The sequence below is a fragment of the Cellulomonas septica genome (genome assembly GCF_012396155.1).
In the GTDB taxonomy this organism is placed as follows: Bacteria; Actinomycetota; Actinomycetes; order Actinomycetales; family Cellulomonadaceae; genus Cellulomonas; species Cellulomonas septica.
Genome location: NZ_JAAXOY010000704.1, coordinates 1 through 1,761, shown reverse-complemented (window position 1 = coordinate 1,761; position 1,761 = coordinate 1). Strand labels below are relative to the sequence as shown.

The following is a 1,761-nucleotide window of genomic DNA, read 5'->3' as shown; positions in this document are numbered from 1 at the left end:
GCACCGCGGTCCTCGCGACGTGGCACCAGCTGCTCGACGAGGGCCGGCTGCAGAGCGGCCAGCCGTTCCTCGCGGGGACGGCCAAGCGTCCCGTCGCGCGCGTCTCGGCGGCCACGGCGGCGTCGGTCGGCGCGACCGACGGGGGAGCGGTCGCGGTCTCGACCGACGCCGGGACGATCACGCTGCCCGTCGTCGTCACCGACATGCCGGACCTCGTCGTCTGGCTCCCGACCAACGCGCCCGGCAGCGCCGTGCGCGACACGCTGCACGCCGACGCGGGCGACCTCGTCCGGATCGCCGCCGCGCCGGGTGCCCTCACCCGCGAGGAGACCGGCACCGGGCAGGATGCCGGTCGCAGTGCCCACGAGGAGGTCGGCGCATGACCCTGCAGCTCGCGGTCGACGGCACCACCGCCGTCGCGGCCGACTTCAGCAACGACAACTTCTGGATCTGGCTGCTCAAGGCCGTCGCGATCGTCGTCTTCCTGCTGACCAGCGTGCTCATCGCGATCTGGTTCGAGCGCAAGGTCGTCGCGCGCATGCAGGTGCGGCCCGGCCCGAACGTGCACGGCCCGTTCGGCCTGCTCCAGTCGCTCGCCGACGCGATGAAGCTCCTGTTCAAGGAGGACGTCACCGTCAAGGCGGCCGACAAGCTGGTCTACATCGTCGCGCCGATGATCGCGGTGTTCTGCTCGCTGCTGACGTTCGCGGTCATCCCGTTCGGTCCGTCGGTCAGCATGTTCGGCATCGTCACGCCCCTGCAGCTCACGGACTTCCCGGTCGCGGTGCTCTACATCCTCGCGTGCGCCTCGGTCGGCGTGTACGGCATCGTCCTGGGCGGCTGGTCGTCGGGCTCGACGTACCCGCTGCTCGGCTCGGTCCGCTCGACCGCCCAGGTCATCTCGTACGAGCTCGCGATGGGCCTGTCGCTCGTCAGCGTGTTCATCCTCGCCGGCTCGATGTCGACGTCGCAGATCGTGAGCTCGCAGACGCAGGTCTGGTGGTTCCTGCCGCTCCTGCCCGCGTTCGTGCTCTACATCGTGTCGATGGTCGGCGAGACGAACCGCCTGCCGTTCGACCTCCCCGAGGCCGAGGGCGAGCTCGTCTCGGGCTACATGACCGAGTACTCGTCGATGAAGTTCGCGTGGTTCTTCCTCGCGGAGTACATCAACATGCTCAACGTCTCCGCGGTCGCGACCACGCTGTTCCTCGGCGGCTGGCGCGCCCCGTTCATCCCGGCGGACCACTTCCTGCAGACCGGCTGGTGGCCGATCCTCTGGTTCCTCGCCAAGCTCTGGGCGCTCATGTTCGTGTTCGTCTGGATCCGCGGCTCCGTCCTGCGGTTCCGTTACGACCAGTTCATGAAGCTCGGCTGGAAGGTGCTCATCCCGGCGGCGCTCGTGTGGGTCGTCTGCGTCGCGGTCGTGCAGGGCGTGCGGCAGTTCTCGGGCCTCGACCTGCGGACGCTGCTGTTCGTCCTCGCGGGGATCGTCGTCCTGGGCCTGCTCGTGTCGTTCGCGATCCCCGAGCGCAAGCAGCCCGCCGAACCGCCCAAGCCGTCCGGCCCGCAGCCGTTCGACCCGTTCGCGGGCGGCTACCCCGTCCCGCCGCTGCCCGGCCAGACGCTGCCGCCGTCGCCACGCAAGCAGCGCGCCGCCCAGGCGGCCTCGACCGACGTCCCCCAGGTCACGCAGGAGGTGCACGGTGGCTGACCAGCGCAAGCCCACCGGCAAGTCGGGCAAGCCCGCCGGCGCGAAGCCCG

The 1,761-nt window shown here is 70.4% G+C and carries 2 protein-coding genes; both read left to right on the top strand.

The annotated features are described in order from the left end of the window. On the top strand, positions 1-383 hold a 383-nt coding region (locus HGA02_RS18350), incomplete at its 5' end, for a molybdopterin dinucleotide binding domain-containing protein (protein ID WP_281357220.1). Then, complete coding sequence (gene nuoH, locus HGA02_RS18345; RefSeq protein WP_168680743.1) at positions 380-1,711, top strand: NADH-quinone oxidoreductase subunit NuoH; 1,332 nt, start codon at positions 380-382, stop codon at positions 1,709-1,711. The genes HGA02_RS18350 and nuoH, both read left to right, overlap by 4 nt. Positions 1,712-1,761 lie beyond the last annotated feature (50 nt).